Raw genomic sequence first — 618 nt, 5'->3', positions numbered from 1 at the left:
TTTTTGATTTTAGGTCAAGCGTAAAATCTGAAATTTTATTTTGATCTAGCTTACTTAAATGACCGATTTCTTTAAAGTTTAAACCGGCTTTGGGAAAGCGATAAATATTACCAAGATCGACCCAGGAAGGTTTCTTCAACCCAGCGGATTGCCAATCTTGAATCGGATAATATTGTTGCTTGATATAAGCCGACTTCTTTTCATACTGACTAGTAATTTTAAAAGCCTCGACCGTCTGTTCTGATACCCGACGAATTAAAACTGGCCGAGACTTGCCACCGTTAGTTTCTACAAAACTAACGTATAGGCTGACTAAGTCATTAGTCCTCATCTGGATCGTTGAGCCAATCAGCGACCTCTTTAGCGTCTTTGAACTCGGTGACTGGTGTCCCTTCGGTTGCCTTTAAAAAGCGTAAATTAGCTCTTTCTTCTTCGCTTAAAGACGCATTAAAAGGTAAAGCACCATTAGCAACAATCCGCTTGTAAAACATGTTAATGGCCGTGGTTGGATTTAAGCCCAATTCGCTTAAAATTGCTTCGGTATCATCGGCCAAATCTTTATCAATCTTGACTTGGACCCGTTTCTTTTCATTAACTGCCATGATTGTCTCATCTCCT

The 618-nt window shown here is 39.6% G+C and carries 2 protein-coding genes; both read right to left on the bottom strand.

The window, feature by feature from the left end:
• Positions 1–331 (bottom strand): hypothetical protein (locus JCM17471_RS13175; protein WP_054778178.1); only part of this gene is annotated, 331 nt, incomplete at its 3' end.
• The gene (locus JCM17471_RS13170; RefSeq protein WP_054778179.1) at positions 321–602 is read right to left on the bottom strand and encodes a type II toxin-antitoxin system RelB/DinJ family antitoxin; all 282 of its coding nucleotides are present in this window, start codon (positions 600–602) and stop codon (positions 321–323) included. The genes JCM17471_RS13170 and JCM17471_RS13175, both read right to left, overlap by 11 nt.
• Between the last annotated feature and the right edge of the window lie 16 nt (positions 603–618).

The sequence above is a fragment of the Lacticaseibacillus saniviri JCM 17471 = DSM 24301 genome, from assembly GCF_001311785.1.
Classification (GTDB): domain Bacteria; phylum Bacillota; class Bacilli; order Lactobacillales; family Lactobacillaceae; genus Lacticaseibacillus; species Lacticaseibacillus saniviri.
This window is presented reverse-complemented; position numbering and strand designations above follow the sequence as displayed.

What these genes read in the sequence shown, in the direction of transcription:
- JCM17471_RS13170 (WP_054778179.1), bottom strand. Translation starts at nt 602, where the DNA reads ATGGCAGTTAATGAAAAGAAACGGGTCCAAGTCAAGATTGATAAAGAT.